The following is a 20,816-nucleotide window of genomic DNA, read 5'->3' as shown; positions in this document are numbered from 1 at the left end:
GAGACGTAGGAGTTCTGTCGGTGACGGATGGCTACGAGGATCCGGGCGCCACGGCGACCGCCCAGCTGCCGGCCGTCGTCTCCCGCGTCACCGCGCTCGCCGACCGGCTCGGCGTCGCGTACGCGGAGGTCTACGACATCCGACGGCTCTCCTACGCCTGCGGTGTCCCCGAGCCCGTGGTCAAGGCCCTGCTCGGTGGCCGGCCCGCGGGCGAACCCGACGTCCAGGAACGTTTCCTGCAACGCCTCGACCTGCTGCGCCGCACCCGCCTCAAGCCCAACGGCCGAAAACACACCCAGCAGGAGATCGCCGACGGCGCCGGTATGTCCCGGCAGCAGGCCGGCGCCCTGCTCAACGGTGACCGGCGGCCGACCATGGAGCACTGCGACGCTCTCCAGCGGTTCTTCCGGGTGCACGCCGGATTCCTGACCGCCGCGGACCCCGAGGCGCTGGCGGGCGCCCTCCAGCGCGTCGAGCAGGAGCTGCTGCAGAAGCTGGCCGACCGGGAGCGCGCGGCGGCCGAGGCCGCGGCGGACCCGCTGGAACGGCTGTTGCAGGACCACGGGGTGCGCGGGATCGCCTGGCGGGCCGCCCAGCTCCCCACCGACCAGCACCGCGACAAGGTCGCGGAATGGCTGGACATGCTCCTGGAGAGCGTCAAGCGCCCCGAGTCGTGAGCTGCGAGGCAACGAGGGAACGAGGGAACAGGAGAACCAGGAGAACATGGCCATCGGCAGGGACATGCGCCGGCTGAGCGGCGGGCTGGTCGGGGAGCTGACCCTGCCCGCGCCCGCCCCGCCGCAGGAGCTGTACCGGGCGCTGTGCGACGCGATGAGCCGCCGCCGCGGCCGCCCGGTCCTGTTCCGTACGGCCGTCTTCCCGCCCGGCACGGCCAGCGGCCTGTGGCTCGACCTGACCGACCGGGACCTGGTGGTGGTCGAGGAACGCACCGCGCCCGACCACCAGTTGGTGATCCTCGGTCACGAGCTGTGGCACATGCACGCCGACCACCACGGTCACGACGTCGACGGGGTCGCGGTGGCGGCCCGGCGGGTCGGCGAAGGCACCGGCGGAGGCGTGGCCACCGACCGGGCCGCGGTCCAGGCCGCCGTCCGGCGGATGGCCGCCCGCACCCGCTCCGACCGGGCCGAGGAACGGGACGCGGAGACCTTCGGACTGCTGCTGGCCAGCAAGTGCCGGGCCTGGCTCATGGGTTCGGCCCTGCGCGGTCGGGTGCGGCGACACGACGTGGCGGGGCGTATCGGGGCCTCGCTGGGCTATCCGGGGAAGTGACCCCGGCTGGGCTCGGCTCGCTCCGACTCGGCTGAGCGGGCGAACCCGGGCGCAGCGGGCAGGCGTTGTCAGTGGCGGACGGCAAGCTGGTGGGTGCGCACCGCACACACGCGGTGCGGCCGCGCCGTCCGGGCGCGTGACCGTGACGACCGACGGGGAGAGCCGAGCCATGCCCACCGCCGTACTGACCGACCGTGAGCGCACCGCCGTCCAGGCCTATCTGCGGCTGCTGCACACCGTCCGCGCGGCCTTCGACGGACCTCCGGACGGCGCCCCGCGCCCCTTCCTGGTCCCGCCGGCCGTGCTCGCCGAGGCCGAGGAGGCCCTGGCCCGCGCCGGACTCGCCGGCAACGAGGAGGCGTTCTTCCGGCTCCTGCACGACTGGTGCCCACCCACCTGAGCCGGCAAAGCACGTTCGGGGGCACCGTCAGGGGTGCGGCACGATCACGGCCGAGGTCAGCATGGAGTGCCGCACGCTCCAGCGGCCCTCGAAGACCTGCAGCCGCTCCCTGCCGACCTCGGGGCCGGGGACCAGGAGGCGGGCGCGCAGGGTGCCGTGCGGATGCCCGCCGGGCTCCGGGAAGAGTTCGATGTCGGCCTCCATGAAGTCCAGCCACTTCCCGGTGAGGGGGAACCACGCCTTGTATACGGATTCCTTGACGCTGAACAGCAGGCGGTCCCAGTGCAGGTCGGGCCGCTCGGCCGCGAGCCGCCGCAATCGCTCCCGCTCCGAGGGCAGCAGGACGGACTCCGCGACACCCTCGGGCAGCGGGGCGTGCGGTTCGGCGTCGATGCCCAGGGAGGCCAGGTCGGTGGCGCGGACCAGGGCGGCGGCGCAGTAGCCCTCGCAGTGGGTCATGCTGCCGACCAGCCCGTCCGGCCAGCGCGGTGCGCCGCGCTCGCCGCTCACCACCGGCTGCGGCGGGACCCCGAGCTTCTCCATGGCGCGCCGGGCACAGGCGCGCACGGCGGAGAACTCGCGGCGGCGCTTGGGCACGGCACGCGCGACGAGCGCCGCCTCCTCCGGGTAGAGGGGGGCTTCCCGGAGCGCCTCGTCACCGAGCATCTCCACGGCCACCACCGAGTCCGGGAGCAGCTCCTCGATCACCGGTTGCGACCTCCATCGGCAGAATACGGCGCAGCTCACCCGGGGGCCGGGAGCGCTTGCGCCACTCGCGGGGGTATCCCACGGAGACCTCTTCGAAGCGGACTCCCTCGTGCCAGGTGGTCCGGGGGATGTGCAGGTGTCCGTAGACCATGGTGTCGACGCGGAACCGGCGGTGCCAGTCGGCGGTGCGGGTGGTGCCGCACCACATGGCGAACTCGGGATACCACAGGACGTCCATGGGATGCCGGTCCAGCGGGTAGTGGCCCGCCAGCACGGTCGGCAGGTCCTCGGGGAGTTCGGCGAGCCGGCGTTCGGTGGCCTCGACCCGGGCCCGGCACCAGGCCTCGCGGGTCGGGTAGGGGTCGGGGTGCAGCAGGTACTCGTCGTTGCAGACGATGCCGGTGCCGTGCGCGTAGGCGAGGCCCTCCTCCTTGGTCGTACAGCCGGCCGGCAGGAAGGAGTAGTCGTACAGGAGGAAGAGCGGCGCGACCACGACCGGGCCGCCCGGGCCCTCCCAGACGGGATAGGGGTCCTCGGGGCTGACCACGCCGAGTTCCCGGCAGAGGGCGACGAGGTGCTCGTAACGGGCGACACCGCGCAGGGTGACCGGATCCTTGGGGTGGGTCCACAGGTCGTGGTTGCCCGGGGCCCACAGCACCTTGGCGAAGCGGTCGGCGAAGGTCTCCAGAACCCAGCGGATGTCGGCGACGGTCTCCGCGACGTCACCCGCCACGATCAGCCAGTCGTCGTCCGTCCCGGGGCGCATCTTCTCGACGAGCTCGCGGTTCTCCGGGTACGAGATGTGCAGGTCGCTGATGGCCAGCAACTGCCCGGCACCGGCCGTGGACTCCACCCCGTACCCCTTCCGATCATGTCGTCGCCACCCACCTCAGCACATGACGGGTCGGCGGAACAAGGGGACCTGTCGGCCTGTCGCGGGTCATTCGGCGGCCGGTTCCGGACGGGCCGCCGGTCGGTGCCCGTCCGTCAAGGAAACCGGCGTGGACGGTGCAGGAAAACGCGTGTGGACAGTCCCGGGGAATCCGTAACACGGGCGTTGCACGCGGGGCCCCTTGAAAGCCGTATGATCCCCCTCAACACCACCGCCACGAACTTCCCTTCGTCCAGGGCGGTTTGGTGACCCTCCAACCACCCTGCCCGGGCACGGGCTCGCTGAGCCCTGCCCGAAAACCCCGGAAGGCGGCATTAATGCGCTCTCGCGTACGCGTCTGGCTCAACCGCACGTACGCGGAGAACGTGTTCTTCATGGATCAGCTGAAGAGAAATCCCAGCGACCGGGCGGTCGAGATCCATGCGACGCACGGTGACGCCGACTCCCCCGTGCTGGCCGCCGCCGACACCGCCGATCTGGAGCCGGAGGGCCTCTCCCCGGCCGGCTACGTCGAGTACGCGCTCGACCAGTGCCAGCGCCGTGGCATCGATGTCTTCGTGCCCCGCCTGCACCAGTCGGCGATCGTCGCCCACCGGGCCGACTTCGCGGCGGTCGGTACGGCCCTGCTGGCGCCGACGCCGGAGGCGACGGCGGTCTTCGAGGACAAGGCGACGGCCTACGAGGCGGTCGGCGCGGTCGGGGTCCCGGTGCCGCCGTGGTGGCGGGTCCGTACGGCCGACGAACTGGTCGCCGCGGTCGAGGCGCTGGAGGCCGACGGCCACAAGGCCTGCTTCAAGCCGGCCGCCGGTGCGGGCGGGGTGGGATTCCGGGTGATCACGCGCGCCCCGTTCTCGCTCTTCCACCTCAACGGGTTCCCGGGGCCGTACGTCCAGCTCGACCTGGTCCTCGAGGCGCTGCGGTGCGCCGACCAGCCGGTGGACTGGCTGGTCATGCCGCGCCTGGAGGAGCCGGAGGTGTCCGTGGACTGCCTCACCGGGCCCGACAACCGGGTCCGGATGGCGGTGGGCCGCACGAAGAAGGGCCGCCGTCGCGGCTTCACCCTGGACGAGCGCTGGCTGAAGCCCGCCAGGCTGATCGCCGAGGGCTTCGGCCTGCACTACCTGTCCAACATCCAGTTCCGGATGTACGGCGACGAGCCGGTCCTGCTCGACGTCAACACGCGTCCCGCCGGAGGGTTGCATCAGCTGTCCCTCTGCGGCGTCAACGCACCGTGGGCGGCCGTCCAGTTGGCGCTGGGCGAGGACCCCGGCGTGATCGAGCCGCCGTTCCTGGGCCAGGACTACGCGGTGGTCTCGGGCCCGCGTCCCGTTCTGCCGTCCGTGCCGACCGTGCGGGAGGAGGCCGACGTGGTGCTGGCGCCTCCGGTTCCCGTGGAGGTGGAGCCGGTCGACGCCGCGGCTGCGGTGCTGCCGCTCTAGGCCGGCGGCGGAGCCGCGCATCGCAGCGGCCCCGCGCCCCTCACGGGGCACGACGGCTCACCGGTATGGACCAATTCACGCTCGTCTCCTTGACAGCTCGATTGGTCCATACCATTTTTGTTGCGCACCCCCTTCCGCACCTTCGTGCAACTCCCGAACACCCCCATTCCCGCAGGGAGATCGCGTGCGCAACTCGCTCAGACGTTCCAGACGTCGGATACTCGCACTGCTCGGCTCCGCCGCCCTCGCGCTCGCCGGGGCCATCGCGCTTCCCGGTACCGCACAGGCGGCCAACGTCCTGTCCAACCCCGGCTTCGAGTCGGGGAGTCTGTCGCCCTGGTCCTGCACCGGGAACCTGGGCTCGGTCGTCTCCTCCCCCGTGCACGGCGGCTCCAAGGCCCTCGCGGGAGCCGTGAGTTCCAGTGACACCGCCCAGTGCACCCAGACCGTCGCCGTGCAGCCCAACACCACGTACTCGCTCAGCGGCTGGGTCCGCGGCTCGTACGTCTACCTCGGGGTCACCGGCGGCACCTCCACCTGGACCAGCTCCCCGTCCCAGTACAGCCAGCTGAGCGTCTCCTTCACCACCGCGGCCGGGCAGACCAGCGCCCAGATCTACGTCCACGGCTGGTACGCGCAGGGGACCTACTACGCCGACGACATCAGCCTCGACGGGCCCGGCGGCGGCGGCTCCGACACCCAGGCGCCGACCGCGCCCACGAACCTCACCTCCACCGGGAAGACCTCGTCGAGCGTCTCCCTGTCGTGGTCGGCCGCGACGGATAACGTCGGGGTGACCGGCTACGACGTCTACCGCGGGTCGACCCTGGCGACGAGCGTCACCGGGACCTCGGCCACGGTGAGCGGGCTGTCGGCGAGCACGGCGTACGCCTTCACGGTGAAGGCGCGGGACGCGGCGGGGAACGTCTCGGCCGCCTCCAACTCCGTGAGTGTCACCACCGACGCGGGCACCGGCGGCGGGACCGGGTTCAAGCAGGCCGCGCCCTACCTCTACGAAGGCTGGGGGGATCCGCCGAACCCGACCACGGTGATGAACGCGACCGGCATCAAGAACTTCACCATGGCCTTCGTGCTGGACTCGGGGGGCTGCACGCCTGCCTGGGACGGCAGCCGGGCGCTGACGGGGGGTGCCGACCAGACCGCGATCAACCAGATCCGGGCGGCCGGCGGTGACATCACGCCGTCCTTCGGCGGCTGGCAGGGCAGCAAGCTCGGCGCCAACTGCTCCTCCGCGAGCGCGCTGGCCGGGGCGATCCAGAAGGTGATCGACGCGTACGGTCTCAAGTCCGTCGACATGGACGTGGAGAACACGGACGAGTTCGAGAACGAGGCCGTGCAGGCGAAGATCCTGACCGCCCTGAAGACGGTCAAGGCCAACAACCCCGGCCTGAAGACGATCGTCACCTTCGGCACCTCGACCACCGGGCCGACCTACTACGGCAACCGGCTCATCGAGCAGGCCCAGTCGCTGGGCGCGGACATCGACGTCTTCACGATCATGCCGTTCGACTTCGGCGGCGGCGCCGACATGTACGGCAACACGGTGGCCGCGGCCGAGGGGCTCAAGACCAAGCTGAAGTCCACCTTCGGATGGGACGACGCGACGGCCTACGCGCACATCGGGATCTCCGGGATGAACGGTCTGTCGGACCAGCAGGAGACCACGACCCCCGCGATCTGGACGCAGATCCGTGACTGGGGGAACTCGCACCACATCGCCCGGCTCGCGTTCTGGGCCGTGAACCGGGACCGCGGCTGCGCAGGCGGTGGCGTGGTGAGCAACTGCTCCGGGATCAGCCAGAGCGACTGGCAGTTCACCTCGATCACGGCCGGCTTCACCGGCTGAGCACCGGCGGCGAAGGCGTGGGGTCCCTGGACCGGGTACCCCCACGCCTTCGCTATCTCGGCCGGCCTGGGCGGGAGTTCGGCGGCCGGATCGGCCCGGCGGGCGGCCTGGATCCTGCCGGACTTGATCTCCTTGCTCCAGTCGCCGGGCTTCGAACTACCGATTTTTCATGTCGAAACGTACCTTAACCATGCAATAACCTGATCGGGATCGGTCCGATCAGAACCGGCCCGATCCCCGGTACAGCTCCAGCTCCCCGTCCAGTTCGACGGCGAGGACCGTGGCGTACGGATCGAGGTCGGCCGCGGCCGGCGGGTCGATCCACAGCACGCCGACCGCCTCGTGCAGCCCGCCGACCACCCGGTGGCCCAGCTCCGTCCCGCTGCCGAGCACCCTCACCCCGCGCACCCCGGTCGCCAGCCCGCGGACGCCGATCTCGGCGCGCGGGGCGTCGAACAGGGTGAGATAGAGGGTGCGCCGGTCGGCGGAGAGGGTGCTGGGCCCGTAGTGGTGCCCGGCCGGCAGCCCGCGACCGGTGCCGTAGACCGCCTCGGCGTGCCGCCGGATCCACTCCCCCAGCCCCTCCAGGCGCTCCACCTGCGGCTGCGGGATGGTGCCGTCCTCCATGGGGCCGACGTCGAGCAGCAGGTTGCCGCCGCCCCCGATGGTCTCGGTGAAGTACCGGATCAGCTGGGCGAGGGACTTGTGGTTGTCGTCGTGGTGCTGGTAACCCCACGAGTCGTTGATCGTCAGGCAGAGCTCCCAGGGGCCGTCCGGCGGCACGACCGGGGCGCCCTGCTCGGGGGTGGCGTAGTCGCCCTCGCTGAGCATCCGCGCGTTGAAGACGACATGCGGGACGTACGACCTGATGAGCGCGGCGAGTTCGGGGATGCGCCACTGCTCCTCGCTGCGCTCCCACTCCCCGTCGAGCCACATCAGGTCCGGTCGGATCCGCGAGGCCAACTCCGTCATCTGGCCGTCGCGGTAGGCGATGAACCGTTCCCAGGCGGCCAGGTCCTCGTGCTCGGCCGCCACCTCCGAGTAGCGGTTGTCCTCCTGCTCCGGCGGGCGGCCCGGCTTGCGCGTGGAGGCGTAGTCGGGGTGGTTCCAGTCGGAGTGCGAGTAGTAGAGGCCGACCTTGAGGTCCTTCTCGCGCAGGGCCTCGGCGTAGGGGCCGAGGTAGTCCCTGCCGAGGTTCAGGTCGCCGTACCCGGTGTCCCACAGGGCCACCCCGTCGTGGTGCCGGCTCGTCAGCACGGCGTACCGGGCCCCGGCGCGGGCGAACAGGTCCGCCCACGCCTCCGGGTCGTAGCGGGCGCCGGTGAACCGCTCCAGCTGGGACATGTACTGCTCGTGCGGCACGATGCCGTCGTAGAAGGACCAGGACTCCTGGACCCCGTCGACGGCATAGATGCCCCAGTGCACGAAGATCCCCAACTTGGCGTCGGTGAACCAGGGTTGCATGGTCATCCGGTCAGCTCCTGCGCAGCCGGAGGGTGAGGATCTGGAAGGGGCGCAGCTGCACGGCGACGGTGTCGCCGTCGACGGAGGCGTCCTCGAGCGGTCGCTCCAGGAGGTCGGTCACCTGGGCGCCCGCCAGCGGGAAGCCGGTGCGCAGGACGCCCCGGGCGCGGCCGCCCGTGGACTCGTAGAGCCGGACGACGACATCGCCGGAGGCGTCGTCGGCGAGCTTGACCGCCTCGACGGTCACGCCCTCGCCCAGGACGGAGACGACCGGCTCGGGCGCGCCCGCCGCATCGGCCACCCGCAGCGGGAGGTTGAGGGCATAGCCCTCCGCCACCGCGTCCTCGACGGCGGCACCCGGCAGCAGCGAGTACGTGAAGCGGTGGCGGCCCTGGTCGGCGCCCGGGTCCGGGACGCGCGGGGCGCGGACCAGGGACAGGCGGACCGTGGTGGTCGTCCCCCCGTCCTCGCGGACGGTGCGGGAGACGTCGTGGCCGTAGGTCGAGTCGTTGATGACGGCGACACCGTAGCCGGGCTCGGCGAGGTGCACCCAACGGTGGCCGGAGACCTCGAACCGGGCCGCCTCCCAGGTGGTGTTGGTGTGCGTGGGCCGCTGGACGTGGCCGAACTGGATCTCCGCGGAGGAGTGCGCGGCACGGATGTCCACGGGGAACCCGGCCTTGAGGAACTTCTCGGCCTCGTGCCAGTCGATGTCCGTCTCGAAGTCGATCCGCGGGCTGCCGGCGCGGACGGTGATCGTCTGGGTGATCGTCGAGCCGTTGCCGAAGGGACGGGTGACACGGATCGAGCCGAGCAGCGGGTCCGTGTCGGTGACCGTGATCTCCGAGGGGTCCAGCAGGTCCGTGTAGCGGTTCTTGTAGTGCTTGTCGACGTCCCAGGCGTCCCAGTAGTTGGGCAGGTCGGTGTGCAGGCGCAGCAGGTTGCCCTGGCCGGCGAGGACCTCGCGGTCCGCCCGCAGGTCGCGGACGGAGGACAGCGTGCCGTCCTCGGCGACCTCCACCCGGACCAGGCCGTTGTCGATGACCCGGCCGTCGACCGTCACCGGCCGCGGGGTCTCGGCGGCGGCCGTCAGCGGCGCGCTTCCGCTCGCCGGGACCTCGACGTACACCGGGGCGCCCGCCGCGTCCCGGACGACCTCGGCACGGTCGTAGGGGCTGGTGTTGAAGACGCGGGCCGGGCCGCCGCCCAGCGCGGTGACCGCCTCGGCGGTCAGCGCCTCCAGCTCCGTGGCGACGCGGGCGTACTCGGCCTCGGCCTCGCGGTGCACCCAGGCGATCGAGGAGCCCGGCAGGATGTCGTGGAACTGGTGGAGCAGGACCGTCTTCCAGAGCCGGTCGAGCTTCTCGTGCGGATAGCGGTAGCCGGGCGCGTGCAGGGCGGCCGTGGTGGCCCACAGCTCGGCCTCGCGCAGCTTGTGCTCGCTGCGCCGGTTGCCCTGCTTGGTGCGGGCCTGCGAGGTGTAGGTGGCGCGGTGCAGCTCCAGGTAGAGCTCGCCGACCCAGACCGGGGCGTCCTCGTACTCGGCGCGGGCCTTGGCGAAGAAGGCGTCCGGGTGCTCGACCTCGACGCGCGGGGAACCCTCCAGGTCCTTGAGCCGGCGGGCCCGCTCCATGATCTCGCGGGTGGGGCCGCCGCCGCCGTCGCCCCAGCCGAAGGGGGCCAGCGAGCGGGTGGCGCCGCCCTTCTCGGCGTAGTTGCGGACCGCGCGGGACATCTCCTCGCCGCTGAAGCGGGCGTTGTAGGTGTCGACGGGCGGGAAGTGCGTGAAGATGCGGGTGCCGTCGATGCCCTCCCACCAGAAGGTGTGGTGGGGGAACCTGTTGGTCTGGTTCCAGGAGATCTTCTGGGTGAGGAACCACTCGTTGCCGGCCAGCCTGGCGATCTGCGGGTAGGCCGCGTTGTATCCGAACGAGTCCGGCAGCCACACGCCCTTGGTCTCGACGCCGAAGTGCTCCATGAAGAACCGTTTGCCGTGCACGAACTGGCGGGCGACCGCCTCGCCGCCCGGCAGGTTGCCGTCGGACTCCACCCACATGCCGCCGACCGGCGCCCACTGGCCCTTCTTGACGGCCTCCTGGATCCGGGCCCAGACCTGCGGGTAGTTGTCGCGCACCCACTCGTACTGCTGGGCCTGGGAGCAGGCGAAGACGAACTCCTCGTACTCGTCGGCCAGCGAGGTGACGTTGGAGAAGGTGCGGGAGGTCTTGCGCTTGGTCTCGCGGATCGGCCAGAGCCAGGCCGAGTCGATGTGCGCGTGGCCGACGCCGGAGACGCGGTGGGCGCTCGCGTGCGCGGGCTTGGACAGCGCCGGCTTCAGGGCCTCGCGCACGGCGGCGGCCGAGCCGGCGATGTCGTCGAGGTCCAGCAGGTCCATCGCGTGGTCGAGGGCGTGCGCGATCTCGTGCCGGCGCGGGTCGTGCTCGCCGAGCTCCAGCATCAGCTCGCGCAGCACCTGGATGTCGAGGTCGAGGTGCCAGACGTCCTCGTCGAGGACGGCGATGTCGGCGCGCCTGAAGGTGTAGAGCGGCTTGTCGCCGGCTGTCAGCACGTCGCCGAGCGGGGTCGGCGCCGCGAAGTCGCCCGCGAGGATGTCGGGGTTGGAGGCGGCCTCGACCAGGTAGTCGATCACCTCGTCGCCGGCCGCCGGGTTGGCGATGGCCACGTACTGGTTGAGCGGGTTGACCGCCTTCAGCGGGGTCCCGTCAGCGAGGTGGACCAGGGCCTCGGCCTGGTTGCCCGGCCAGTCGCCCACGAAGCCGAGGTCGATGACGGCCTCGACCCGGCGGCCCGCGAAGGCGGCGGGCACCCGGCCGCGCATCCGGAACCAGGTGGTCCCCCACGGCGGCCCCCACGGGGTGTCCATCGCGAACGGCTCGTACGGGGCGGCGGCGGCCTCCTCGAAGGGCACCGGCTCCCCGGGGGCCTGCCAGGCGGACACCTCGAAGGGAACGGCGGCCGCATAGATCGCGGGCTTGATGCGCTGGTTGTGGAGGCGTTCTACGCGCTCCTCGATCCGGCGGCGTTCGTCGTGCATGGAAGTCTCCAGAGAGGGATGGAAAGCGCTTTCTGACCGGCTGGTCACTTAAGATACGCGAGGCCCGGATGGACCTCGGCGTACCCCTCCACCAGCCGACGGGCCACGTTCACCGAGTCGACCAGCGGGTGCAGCGCGAACGCCTTCACGGCCGTCCTGCGGGAGCCGGATTCGGCGGCGGCCAGCACCTCGCGCTCGACCGCCTTGACCGAGCAGACGAGACCGGTGGCATGGCCGGGCAGCGGGGCCACGGAGACCGGGTGGGCGCCGTTGGCGTCGACCAGGCAGGGCACCTCGATGACGGCATCACCGTCGAGCACGGACAGGGTGGAGCGGTTACGGACGTTGAGGATCAGGGTGGTGCGCTCGTCGCGGGCGATGGCCCGCATCAACGCCAGGGCGACCTTCTCGTAGCCGCCGGACAGGTCGTCGGCGTCGCGCTCGCCGGCGCCCGAGGTCTCCCGGTTCTCGGCCATGTAGGTCGCCTCGCGCTCGGCGCGGGTGCGGTCCCAGACGTCCAGGGCCTTCGCCTCCGGCTCGGCGACCGCCTCGTAGAAGTGCGCCTGCTGGTCGCGCAGGAAGGCGCCGCGGGTCTTCTCGGCCTGCCGGTAGGCGCGGACGGCCTCGCGGTTGAAGTAGTAGTAGTGCAGGTACTCGTTGGGGATCGCGCCGAGGGACTGCAGCCAGTCGACCCCGAAGAGCCTGCCCTCCTCGAAGGAGGAGAGCAGGGCGGGGTCGGCGAGCAGGCGCGGGAGTTCGTCGCGGCCTGCGACGCGCAGGCCGCGCACCCAGCCGAGGTGGTTGAGGCCGACGTAGTCGATCCAGGCCTCGCGCGGGTTCGCGCCGAGCACCCGGGCGATACGGCGGCCGAGGCCGACCGGGGAGTCGCAGATGCCGATGACGCGGTCGCCGAGGTGGCGGGACATGGCCTCGGTGACCAGGCCGGCGGGGTTGGTGAAGTTGATGACCCAGGCGTCGGGGGCCAGACGGGCCACCCGGCGCGCGATGTCGACGGCGACCGGGACGGTCCGCAGCCCGTAGGCGATGCCGCCCGCGCCGACCGTCTCCTGGCCGAGGACGCCCTCGGCGAGGGCCACCCGTTCGTCGTCGGCGCGGCCCGCCAGGCCTCCGACGCGGATCGCGGAGAAGACGAAGTCGGCCCCGCGCAGGGCCTCGTCGAGGTCGGTGGTGGCGGTCACCGTCGGGGCGCCGGGGGCCCCGGCGGCCTGTTCGGCCAGCACCCGGGCGACCGCGGAGAGGCGGCCCGCGTCGAGGTCGTGCAGCACGACCTCGGTGACGCGGCCCTCGCCGCGGTCCGTCAGCAGGGCGCCGTACACGAGCGGCACCCGGAATCCGCCGCCGCCCAGAATGGTCAGTCTCACCGGCTTCCTCCCAGGATGCCCACCCGCGTGGACCACGAAGTGACCGGGCCTCCACGGGAGATGTCGGGGAACGGGGTTCCGCCGCTTCGGCGGACCTCTGCCCCCATCGGCGGAGCAGCTCCGCATAGTGCGTCACGACAACCAGGCACGCACTGTCTCCTTGCACTTGTTCCAAGAACCCGGGCCGGCTGCGACCCGGCTGGTGTTGATCGCGTCAGACCCGTCCGCGGGCCGGGTGACCGGGCGGCATGAGCCCGGAATCCCCTTCGGCCCCGGGGCAGGGTGTTCAAGCCTGAGCCTTTCCCGCCACCACCACCTCGACGCGAGCCTCCTCCAGGGCGGCCCGCGTCGCCGCGTCCACCGGCATGTCGGTCACCACCATGTCCAGGTCCTCGGGACCGCAGACCTTCGCCATGCCCGTCCCCGGGAACTTGGCGGTGTCGGCGAGCAGCACCACCTTGTCGCTCGCCTTGATCATCGCCCGTTTGACCGGCACCTCCACCACGGTCGTGTCCATCACCTGGCCGCCCGGGCGCACCCCGCTGGTGCCGAGGAAGAGCCAGTCGGCGTGCAGCTGGCGCAGGTTGTCCTCGGTGAGGAAGCCGACCAGGGAGCGGTACTCGCGGCGGACCACGCCGCCGAGCAGCACCAGCTCGATACCCTCGTCGTCGGCGAGCTCCTCGTAGACCACGAGGTTGCTGGTGATGACGGTGAGCCGGCGGCCGTGCAGCTGGCGGGCCAGCCGGTAGGCGGTGGTGCCGATGTCCAGGAGGACCGACTGGCCGTCCGCGACCAGGGCCGCCGCGTGCGCCGCTATGGCGTCCTTCTCCGCGACCCGCACCTCGGCGACGTCGGCGAAGGGCTGGTCGCCCTCGTCGGCGACGGCACCGCCGTGCACCCGCGTCAGCAGCCCCTCCTCCTCCAGTTTCAGCAGGTCACGCCTGACGGTTGCGGGGCTCACGCCCAGTTGCTCGGAGAGATCCGTCACGGCCGCGGGGCCGCCCGAGCGCAGGGCCCGCAGGATGAGTTGGTGTCGTCGTTCTGCCAGCACCCGATGAACAGTACTCGTCATCTTCAATCATTTCTATGCTCAGTTCTGCTCGTGTATTGACCAATCTCGCGTGGCAGCGCACGATTCCGTCATCGAAATTGACGAGTTTTGACGAGAGGGTGGCGTGTGGACGACGACATGCCCGATGTGCTGCTGACCGGGCTCCTCTTCTACGACCTCGTCCTCACCGGGCTCGGGAAGCCGCCGACACCGGGCGAGGAGGTCTGGACGGCCGGCATGGGCTGCGGCCCCGGCGGCATCGCGAACCTCGCGGTGGCGGCGTCCCGGTTCGGCCTGCGCACCTCGCTGGCCACGGTCTTCGGCGACGACTTCTACGGCGCCCACTGCCACGAGGTCCTCGCCGGACAGGAGGGTGTCGACCTCTCCCTGTCCCGGGTCGCGGACGGCTGGCCCACCCCGGTCACCGTCGCCCTCGCCCACGGCCAGGACCGGGCCCTGGTCACCCACGGCTGTGAACCGCCGTACTCGCAGGACGTGCTGATGGGCGACCCGCCCGAGGCCCGCACCGCCCTCGTCCACATCGAGGCCGAACCCCGCGAGTGGATCGCCAAGGCCGCCGCGAACGGAACCCGGATCTACGCCGACGTCGGCTGGGACCCCACCCAGCAGTGGTCCCGCGACCTCCTGGACCAGCTCGCCCTGTGCCACGCCTTCCTCCCCAACGAGACCGAGGCGATGGCCTACACCCGCACCGACAGCGCGGTCGCGGCCCTCGGCACCCTCTCCGAACTGGTCCCGGTGGCCGTGGTCACCCGCGGCGGGGACGGCGCGGTGGCCGTCGACCAGACCACCGGTGAGTTCGCGGAGGTCCCGGCCCTGGCCGTGGACGTCCTCGACGCGACGGGCGCCGGTGACGTGTTCGGGGCGAGCTTCGTCACCGCCTCGCTCGCCGGCTGGCCACTGGAGGAACGGCTGCGGTTCGCCGTACTCGCCGCGGGTCTCTCCGTCGGCCACCACGGCGGAGCACTGGCCGCGCCCGGCTGGTACGGCGTCGACCGCTGGTGGCGCTCGCTCACCGACCCCGGTCTGCGCCGCGCCTACGGCTTCCTCACCGACCGGCTGCCGGCCGACCCCGGCCCGCCGGTCCACCACGCACCCGTCACACCCCCCGCGCGGCAGTACTGAGCCCCACGCACCAAGCCCCCCACGCTCCATGTGAAAGTCCCGAACAGATCCGAAAGATCCGAAAGGCGGTGGGAGCTGTGCGGCTCTCACGTAGAGGCCTGCTGCGCGCGGGCCTGGCCGGCACGGCCGCCACGGCGCTCGGCGGCCTGGCATCCGGCTGCGCCGTTCCGACCGGTTCCACCGGCCGGAACATGGTCCTGTGGTACTGGGACGGCGGCCTCGGCGACACGGTCGTCAACAAGGCCAAGGCCCGTTACGGCGCCGACGTCGACCTGCAGGCCATCAAGATCGGCGGCTACTACCGGTCGAAACTGCTCACCACCATGACAGGCCGGGCCCACATCCCCGACATCGCGGGCCTCAAGGGCGAGGACATGGCGTCCTACCTCCCGAACGCGAACCAGTTCGTGGACCTGCGCACGCTGGGCGCGGACAAGTACAGGAGCCAGTACCTCTCCTGGAAGTGGGACCAGGGCATCGCCGACGACGGCACCATGGTCGGCTTCCCGATCGACTGCGGCCCGGTCGCGCACTTCTACCAGTACCAGGTCTTCCGGAAGGCCGGACTGCCCTACGAACCCGACGACGTCTCCGCCGAACTGAACACCTGGGAGAAGTTCTTCGCCGCCGGCGAGCAGCTGAGGAAGCGGATCCCGGGGACCTGTCTGCTCTCCGACGTCAACGCGGTCTTCGAGAACGTGGTGCAGCAGGGCAGCGCGCGGTACGTCGACAAGGACCGGCACTTCATCGGCGACCAGGACCACGTCCGCCGGGCCTGGGCACTGGCCGTGGAGGCGAAGCGGCGGGGGATCGTCTCGGACCTGGTCAGCGGCACGCCCGACCAGCTCTCCGCGCTCCAGGACGGCAAGCTGCCCAGCCAGCTCAACGCCTCCTGGGCCACCAACGACATCAAGACCGGTGTACCGAAGACCAAGGGCCGGTGGCGGGTGGCGCAGATGCCGGTACGGCCGTCCAACAACGGCGGTTCCTTCCTGTCGATCACCAAGGAGTGCCGCGAGCCCGAGCAGGCGTTCCGGATCATCACCTGGATGCTGAACGCCGGCAACCAGGCACAGGGCTTCGTGGACGCGGGACTCTTCCCCTCGACCCCGGCGGCGTACGACCTGAAGACCCTGCGCGCGCCCGACCCGTTCTTCGGCGGCCAGGTCACCATGGACGTCTTCGGGCCCGCCGCGCAGAAGATCGCGGTCGCCTACAACAGCCCGTTCGACGTGGCGCTCGCGCAACCCCTCAAGGACGAGATCAAGAACGTCGGCGTCCTCGGCAAGAACCCCGAGCAGGCCTGGAAGGACGCCATGAGCAAGTGCCGGCGCATAGCCAAGCACCTGGGGGTGACCTACTGATGGCCACCGCACTGGACAAGCCCACCACGACCGTGGAACGGACCGCCACGGCAGGTCCCCGTACCGGAATCCGCAAGTACTGGCACCTCTACGCCGCGATCTCCCCCTTCTACCTCCTCTTCCTCTGCTTCGGCCTCATCCCGGTCGGCTTCTCGCTCTACGTCTCCCTGCACCGCTGGGACGGCCTCGGCTCGATGGAGTGGGCGGGCCTGTCGCAGTACCAATACCTGCTGGGCGACACCGACTTCTGGACCGCGGTCGGGAACACGATCGTCATCTGGGCGCTCGCCACCTTCCCCATGATCTTCCTGGCGATGGTGACGGCCGTGATGCTCAACTCGGCGGTCCGCTTCAAGAACGTCTACCGCTTCGCCTACTTCCTGCCCAACGTCACCTCGGTGGTCGCGATCGCGATCATCTTCGGCTCCGTGTTCTCCACCAACTTCGGCCTGGTGAACGCCTTTCTGCAGGCGGTGGGGTTCGACCAGATCGCGTGGCTGAACACCCCGTGGGGCATCAAGGTCGCCATCGCCACGCTGATGACGTGGCAGTGGACCGGCTACAACGCGATCATCTTCCTCGCCGGACTGCAGACGATCCCCGGTGAACTGTACGAAGCCGCCCGCATGGACGGCGCCGGGCCGGTGCAGACCTTCTTCCGGATCACGCTGCCGATGATGCGGCCGGTGCTGCTGTTCGTGCTCGTCGTGTCGACCGTCACCGGTCTGCAGAGCTTCTCCGAACCGCAGGTCCTGCTCCAGACCACGTCCAACGACTCGACGTTCGCGGGCGGTCCGGGCCACGCCGGCCAGACCATGGTCCTCTACTTCTTCCAGCAGACCTTCGACAACAACGACTTCGGCTACGGCGCGGCCGTGGCCTGGGGCATCTTCCTCGTCGTCATCATCTTCTCGATCGTCAACTGGCGCCTGGTGCAGCGCCGGGGCGAAGACTAGGGAGGCCGCACACCATGGCATCCATCCGGACGACCCGCCCCAGGGCCATCAAGGGCACCCGCGGCCGCGGTATCGCCCTGCACGCCGTCCTGATCGTCGGTCTGCTGCTCTCGGCCTTCCCGTTCTACTGGGCCGTGATCATGTCGACGCACACCACGTCGGAGATCTTCTCCTACCCGCCCAAGCTGCTGCCGAGCTCGCACTTCCTGGAGAACGCCCGCAGCCTCTTCGACAACGTCGACTTCTTCGGGTCGATGTGGAACTCGCTGCTGGTCGCGGGCTCGGTGACCTTCCTGGTGCTGTTCTTCGACTCGCTGGCCGCCTTCGTCTTCGCCAAGTTCGCCTTCCCCGGCAAGAACGTGCTGTTCGCCCTGCTGATGGTCATCTTCATGGTGCCGGCCCAGCTGTCCGCCATCCCACAGTTCGTCATCATGGCGAAGCTGGGCTGGATCGGTTCGATGACCTCGCTGATCGTGCCGGCGGCGGCCAACGCGTTCGGCATCTTCTGGATGCGCCAGTACATGAAGGGCGCCATCCACGACGAACTCCTCGACGCCTCCCGCATCGACGGCGCGAGCTTCCTCCGCCAGTACTGGCACGTGGCCCTCCCGGTGGTCCGGCCGGGCCTCGCCTTCCTCGGCATCTTCACCTTCATGGGCCAGTGGAACGACTACGCCTGGCCCCTGATCGCCCTCACCAACCCGGACAACGTCACCCTCCAGGTCGCGCTGTCCCAGCTCAACGGAACCCATGGCACCACCGACTACGGAATGGTCATGACCGGCGCACTCCTCGCCCTCGTCCCGCTGCTCGTCGTGTTCGCGGTCGGCGCCCGCCAGATCATCGGCGACCTGGCCAAGGGAGCCATCAAGTGACGGACCCGCTGGTGGCCGTCCGCCCCTGGGAGGCACCCGAGGTGACCTCCTGGGGGCGGTTGCCGATGAACGCCGTCGACCGCCGTCCGGGGGCGCTGTCCCTGGACGGCGAGTGGCGCTTCCAGCTGCTGCCGGCCCCCGACGCGCCGGTCGGGGCGGCCTGGTCGACCGTGCACGTCCCCGGTGCGTGGACCCTCCAGGACACGGACGACCTGCCGCAGTACACGAACGTCCGGATGCCCTTCCCCGAGTTCCCGCCGCACTCCCCCGCCGCCAACCCCACCGGCGTCCACGAGCGCGAGCTGGACGTGCCCGCCGAGTGGGCCGGCCGCCGGATCGTCCTCCAGGTCGGGGCCGCCGGGAGCGTGCTCCTCGTGCACGTGGACGGGCGGCCCGTCGGCATCTCCAAGGACTCCCATCTGGCGGCCGAGTTCGACCTCACCGGGGTGGTACGCCCCGGTGAGCGGTCCCTCCTGCGGCTGACCGTCGTCAAGTGGTCGGACGCCTCGCACCTCGAGGACCAGGACCACTGGTGGCACGGCGGGATCACCCGCTCCGTACTGCTGTACGCGACCGACCCGCTGTATCTCGCGGACGTGACCGTGCGGGCACGCCGGGACGGCGACCTGCGGGTGGACTGCCTCGTACGGGACCGCGGCGGTGCGCTGCCGGACGGCTGGTACGTCACCGGCGACCTGGACGGCACGCTCCTCGCGCAGGACGCCGAGTTCGACCGGTTCAACACCGAGGACGACCGGGTCTCCGACTTCCTCGGCGAGGCCCGCATCCGTGCCACCGTGGCCGGGGTCCGCACCTGGAACGCGGAGCAGCCCGAGCTGTACGGGCTGACCGTCCGGCTGCACCGCGCCGACGGCACGGTCGCCGACACGTCGTACCAGCGCATCGGCTTCCGGGACGTCGAGATCGTCGGCCGGGACCTGCTGGTCAACGGCGAGCGGATCTTCGTGCGGGGCGTCAACCGGCACGACTTCCACCCGCTCACCGGACGGACGGTGTCGTACGACGACATGCGCGCGGACCTGGTGGTGCTGAAGCGGTTCGGGTTCAACGCGATCCGCACCGCGCACTACCCGAACGACCCCGCGCTCTACGGCCTCGCCGACGAGCTGGGCTTCTACGTCGTCGACGAGGCGGACATCGAGTCCCACGACCACGCGCACGAGATCGCCGACGACCCCCGCTATCTCAACGCCTTCGTGGACCGGGTCTCCCGCATGGTGCTGCGGGACAAGAACCATCCGTCGGTGATCATCTGGTCCCTGGGCAACGAGTCCGACTACGGGGCGAACCACGACGCGGCGGCGGGCTGGGTGCGGCGGCACGACCCGAGCCGGCCGGTCCAGTACGAGGGCGCGGCCAAGCGCGGCTGGGCCGACCCGGACGTCACCTCCGACATCGCCTGCCCCATGTACGCGCCGCTGGCGGACTGCGTGGCGCACGCGTTGTCCGGGGAACAGACGAAACCGCTCATCCAGTGCGAGTACTCGCACGCCATGGGCAACAGCAACGGCACGCTGGCCGACCACTGGGCTGCCATCGAGTCCACTCCGGGTCTTCAGGGCGGGTTCATCTGGGAGTTCTGGGACCACGGAATCCTCCAGCGGGTGAGCGACGGCAGACCGGTCGGGCGCGCGGGCGCCGGACTGTACGACAACGGTGTCGCCGCGCCCGGTCACCGCTGGGCGTACGGCGGCGACTTCGGCGAGGCCCTGCACGACGGGGCGTTCGTCGCGGACGGCATGGTCTTTCCGGACCGCACCCCCAAGCCCGCGATGTACGAGCACCGGGAGATCGCGGCGCCGGTCCGCATCAGGTGCTTCCGGCACGAGGGCATCGTGCTCGCCAACCACCAGCACTTCCGGGGCTTCGACTGGCTGACGGGAACCTGGGAGCTGGCACTGGCCGACGGCCGTACCCTCAGCGGTCCGGCGGAGCTGCCCGAGCTGTGCCCCGGCGAGACCGCGGCGGTGCCGCTGCCCTTCGAGGTCCCGGCGGACGGCGGCGAGGCATGGCTGACGCTGCGGGTGACCACGGCCGGGGACCAGGCGTGGGCACCGGCCGGCACGGAGGTGTGCGCGCCGCAGATCCGGCTGCGGGCCCCCGCCCCGGCGCCGGCGGCCGTCCCGGTCGGGGCCCGTGTCGAGGTGGACGGCGAGGGGCTGCTGCGGCATCCGCTGCTGGCCGCCGCGCCGGCGCTCTCCCTGTGGCGGGCGCCGACCGACAACGACGAGCTGGGCGGGATCGCGGTGCGCTGGCGGGCCTGGGGCCTGGACAGCCTGGTGCGCAAGGTGGTGTCGGTACGGCGGGACGACGACCGGGTGACGGTGCTCGCCGAGTACGCCGGGACGACCGGAGCCGTGCGGCACCGGCAGGAGTTCACCGCGGTCGAGGGTGGCGTCCGGGTCGAGGAGTCGGCCGAACTGCCCGCGGAGTTCGACGACGTGGCCCGGGTCGGCTCGGTCTTCGAGACGGTGGCCGGCCCGGATGTGCTGGAGTGGTTCGGTCAGGGTCCCTGGGAGTCGTACCCGGACCGTGCCTCCGGTGCCCCCGTCGGCCACCACCGCCTCCCGGTGGACGAGTTGTTCACCCCGTATCTGCGGCCCCAGGAGAGCGGCGGCCGGCACGGTGTACGGCGGTTCACGCTGTCGGCGCCGGACGCCACCGGACTCGCGGTCGAGCTGGACGGGCCCCGCCAGGTCTCCGTCAGCCGCTACCGCACCGAGGACCTCACCGCCGTCACCCACCACGACGAACTCGTGCCCCGGGCGGGCTGCGTGGTCCACATCGACGCCGCGCACCGGGGCCTCGGTACGGCCTCGTGCGGTTCCGACACCTTCCCCTCGTACCTCGTCGCCCCGGGAGTCCACCGCTGGAGCTGGACCCTGCGCGTCCTGTGAGATCCC

Annotated in this window: 16 protein-coding genes; 10 read left to right on the top strand and 6 right to left on the bottom strand. The window is 71.1% G+C overall.

The genetic code is table 11. The features are described 5' to 3' along the window. Positions 1–20 precede the first annotated feature (20 nt). The 3 genes from ACZ4O3_RS09360 (at position 21) to ACZ4O3_RS09350 (ending at position 1,693) form a co-directional block, all read left to right on the top strand. Positions 21–677 (top strand): helix-turn-helix domain-containing protein, encoded by a 657-nt coding sequence (locus tag ACZ4O3_RS09360; RefSeq protein ID WP_362729807.1) that lies wholly within the window; start codon positions 21–23, stop codon positions 675–677. A gap of 46 nt (positions 678–723) precedes the next feature. Beyond that, on the top strand, positions 724–1,293 hold the full coding sequence (locus ACZ4O3_RS09355) for a toxin-antitoxin system, toxin component (protein WP_467721771.1): 570 nt from the start codon (positions 724–726) through the stop codon (positions 1,291–1,293). A gap of 169 nt (positions 1,294–1,462) precedes the next feature. Next, positions 1,463–1,693 (top strand): hypothetical protein, encoded by a 231-nt coding sequence (locus ACZ4O3_RS09350; protein ID WP_362729813.1) that lies wholly within the window; start codon positions 1,463–1,465, stop codon positions 1,691–1,693. A gap of 27 nt (positions 1,694–1,720) precedes the next feature. Here ACZ4O3_RS09350 and ACZ4O3_RS09345 read toward each other — a convergent pair whose 3' ends face one another. Further along, a complete protein-coding gene (locus tag ACZ4O3_RS09345; protein WP_385001446.1) occupies positions 1,721–2,401 on the bottom strand; it encodes a 4'-phosphopantetheinyl transferase family protein in 681 nt (226 codons plus the stop codon). Continuing rightward, complete coding sequence (locus ACZ4O3_RS09340; RefSeq protein WP_467721770.1) at positions 2,349–3,254, bottom strand: metallophosphoesterase family protein; 906 nt, start codon at positions 3,252–3,254, stop codon at positions 2,349–2,351. The genes ACZ4O3_RS09345 and ACZ4O3_RS09340 overlap by 53 nt, the downstream gene beginning before the upstream one ends. A gap of 356 nt (positions 3,255–3,610) precedes the next feature. Between ACZ4O3_RS09340 and ACZ4O3_RS09335 the strand changes: the two genes are divergently transcribed. Together ACZ4O3_RS09335 and ACZ4O3_RS09330 are read left to right on the top strand one after the other, a co-directional pair. Continuing rightward, positions 3,611–4,732: an ATP-grasp domain-containing protein gene (locus ACZ4O3_RS09335; protein ID WP_385001452.1), complete on the top strand. Its 1,122-nt coding sequence runs from the start codon at positions 3,611–3,613 to the stop codon at positions 4,730–4,732. A 184-nt stretch (positions 4,733–4,916) separates the two neighbouring features. Next, positions 4,917–6,599 carry a carbohydrate binding domain-containing protein gene (locus ACZ4O3_RS09330; RefSeq protein WP_362726843.1) on the top strand — a complete coding sequence of 561 codons (1,683 nt, stop codon included), beginning with the start codon at positions 4,917–4,919 and terminating at the stop codon, positions 6,597–6,599. Between the two features lie 219 nt (positions 6,600–6,818). On the opposite strand, the gene ACZ4O3_RS09325 is transcribed toward ACZ4O3_RS09330, so the two are convergent. From ACZ4O3_RS09325 to ACZ4O3_RS09310, 4 genes are all read right to left on the bottom strand, one after another. Further along, a complete protein-coding gene (locus ACZ4O3_RS09325) occupies positions 6,819–8,069 on the bottom strand; it encodes an alpha-L-fucosidase (protein ID WP_467721769.1) in 1,251 nt (416 codons plus the stop codon). 4 nt (positions 8,070–8,073) lie between these two features. Then, positions 8,074–11,118 (bottom strand): alpha-mannosidase, encoded by a 3,045-nt coding sequence (locus ACZ4O3_RS09320; protein ID WP_467721768.1) that lies wholly within the window; start codon positions 11,116–11,118, stop codon positions 8,074–8,076. Between the two features lie 44 nt (positions 11,119–11,162). Continuing rightward, positions 11,163–12,500: a 6-phospho-beta-glucosidase gene (locus ACZ4O3_RS09315; RefSeq protein WP_467721767.1), complete on the bottom strand. Its 1,338-nt coding sequence runs from the start codon at positions 12,498–12,500 to the stop codon at positions 11,163–11,165. A 286-nt stretch (positions 12,501–12,786) separates the two neighbouring features. Continuing rightward, positions 12,787–13,551: a DeoR/GlpR family DNA-binding transcription regulator gene (locus ACZ4O3_RS09310; protein ID WP_362723395.1), complete on the bottom strand. Its 765-nt coding sequence runs from the start codon at positions 13,549–13,551 to the stop codon at positions 12,787–12,789. 126 nt (positions 13,552–13,677) lie between these two features. Between ACZ4O3_RS09310 and ACZ4O3_RS09305 the strand changes: the two genes are divergently transcribed. The 5 genes from ACZ4O3_RS09305 (at position 13,678) to ACZ4O3_RS09285 (ending at position 20,810) form a co-directional block, all read left to right on the top strand. Then, the gene (locus tag ACZ4O3_RS09305) at positions 13,678–14,697 is read left to right on the top strand and encodes a carbohydrate kinase family protein (protein WP_362723392.1); all 1,020 of its coding nucleotides are present in this window, start codon (positions 13,678–13,680) and stop codon (positions 14,695–14,697) included. Positions 14,698–14,774: 77 nt separating this feature from the next. After that, positions 14,775–16,061: an ABC transporter substrate-binding protein gene (locus tag ACZ4O3_RS09300; RefSeq protein WP_362723389.1), complete on the top strand. Its 1,287-nt coding sequence runs from the start codon at positions 14,775–14,777 to the stop codon at positions 16,059–16,061. Continuing rightward, the gene (locus tag ACZ4O3_RS09295) at positions 16,061–17,017 is read left to right on the top strand and encodes a carbohydrate ABC transporter permease (protein WP_362723387.1); all 957 of its coding nucleotides are present in this window, start codon (positions 16,061–16,063) and stop codon (positions 17,015–17,017) included. Before ACZ4O3_RS09300 ends, ACZ4O3_RS09295 begins: the two co-directional genes overlap by 1 nt. Before the next feature lie 14 nt (positions 17,018–17,031). After that, positions 17,032–17,892: a carbohydrate ABC transporter permease gene (locus ACZ4O3_RS09290; protein WP_362723384.1), complete on the top strand. Its 861-nt coding sequence runs from the start codon at positions 17,032–17,034 to the stop codon at positions 17,890–17,892. Next, positions 17,889–20,810 carry a glycoside hydrolase family 2 TIM barrel-domain containing protein gene (locus ACZ4O3_RS09285; RefSeq protein ID WP_467721766.1) on the top strand — a complete coding sequence of 974 codons (2,922 nt, stop codon included), beginning with the start codon at positions 17,889–17,891 and terminating at the stop codon, positions 20,808–20,810. The genes ACZ4O3_RS09290 and ACZ4O3_RS09285 overlap by 4 nt, the downstream gene beginning before the upstream one ends. The last annotated feature ends 6 nt before the right edge of the window (positions 20,811–20,816 follow it).

It is taken from the genome of Streptomyces sp. NPDC026515, from assembly GCF_055567595.1.
Note: the sequence above shows the minus strand (reverse complement) of the source record. Positions and strands in the feature narration are given on the sequence as shown.

Bases quoted from the DNA above. Each gene is read 5' to 3' on its own strand.
- ACZ4O3_RS09355 (WP_467721771.1), top strand. From the start codon at position 724: ATGGCCATCGGCAGGGACATGCGCCGGCTGAGCGGCGGGCTGGTCGGG.
- ACZ4O3_RS09350 (WP_362729813.1), top strand. From the start codon at position 1,463: ATGCCCACCGCCGTACTGACCGACCGTGAGCGCACCGCCGTCCAGGCC.
- ACZ4O3_RS09290 (WP_362723384.1), top strand. From the start codon at position 17,032: ATGGCATCCATCCGGACGACCCGCCCCAGGGCCATCAAGGGCACCCGC.
- ACZ4O3_RS09335 (WP_385001452.1), top strand. From the start codon at position 3,611: ATGCGCTCTCGCGTACGCGTCTGGCTCAACCGCACGTACGCGGAGAAC.
- ACZ4O3_RS09325 (WP_467721769.1), bottom strand. From the start codon at position 8,069: ATGACCATGCAACCCTGGTTCACCGACGCCAAGTTGGGGATCTTCGTG.
- ACZ4O3_RS09320 (WP_467721768.1), bottom strand. From the start codon at position 11,118: ATGCACGACGAACGCCGCCGGATCGAGGAGCGCGTAGAACGCCTCCAC.
- ACZ4O3_RS09295 (WP_362723387.1), top strand. From the start codon at position 16,061: ATGGCCACCGCACTGGACAAGCCCACCACGACCGTGGAACGGACCGCC.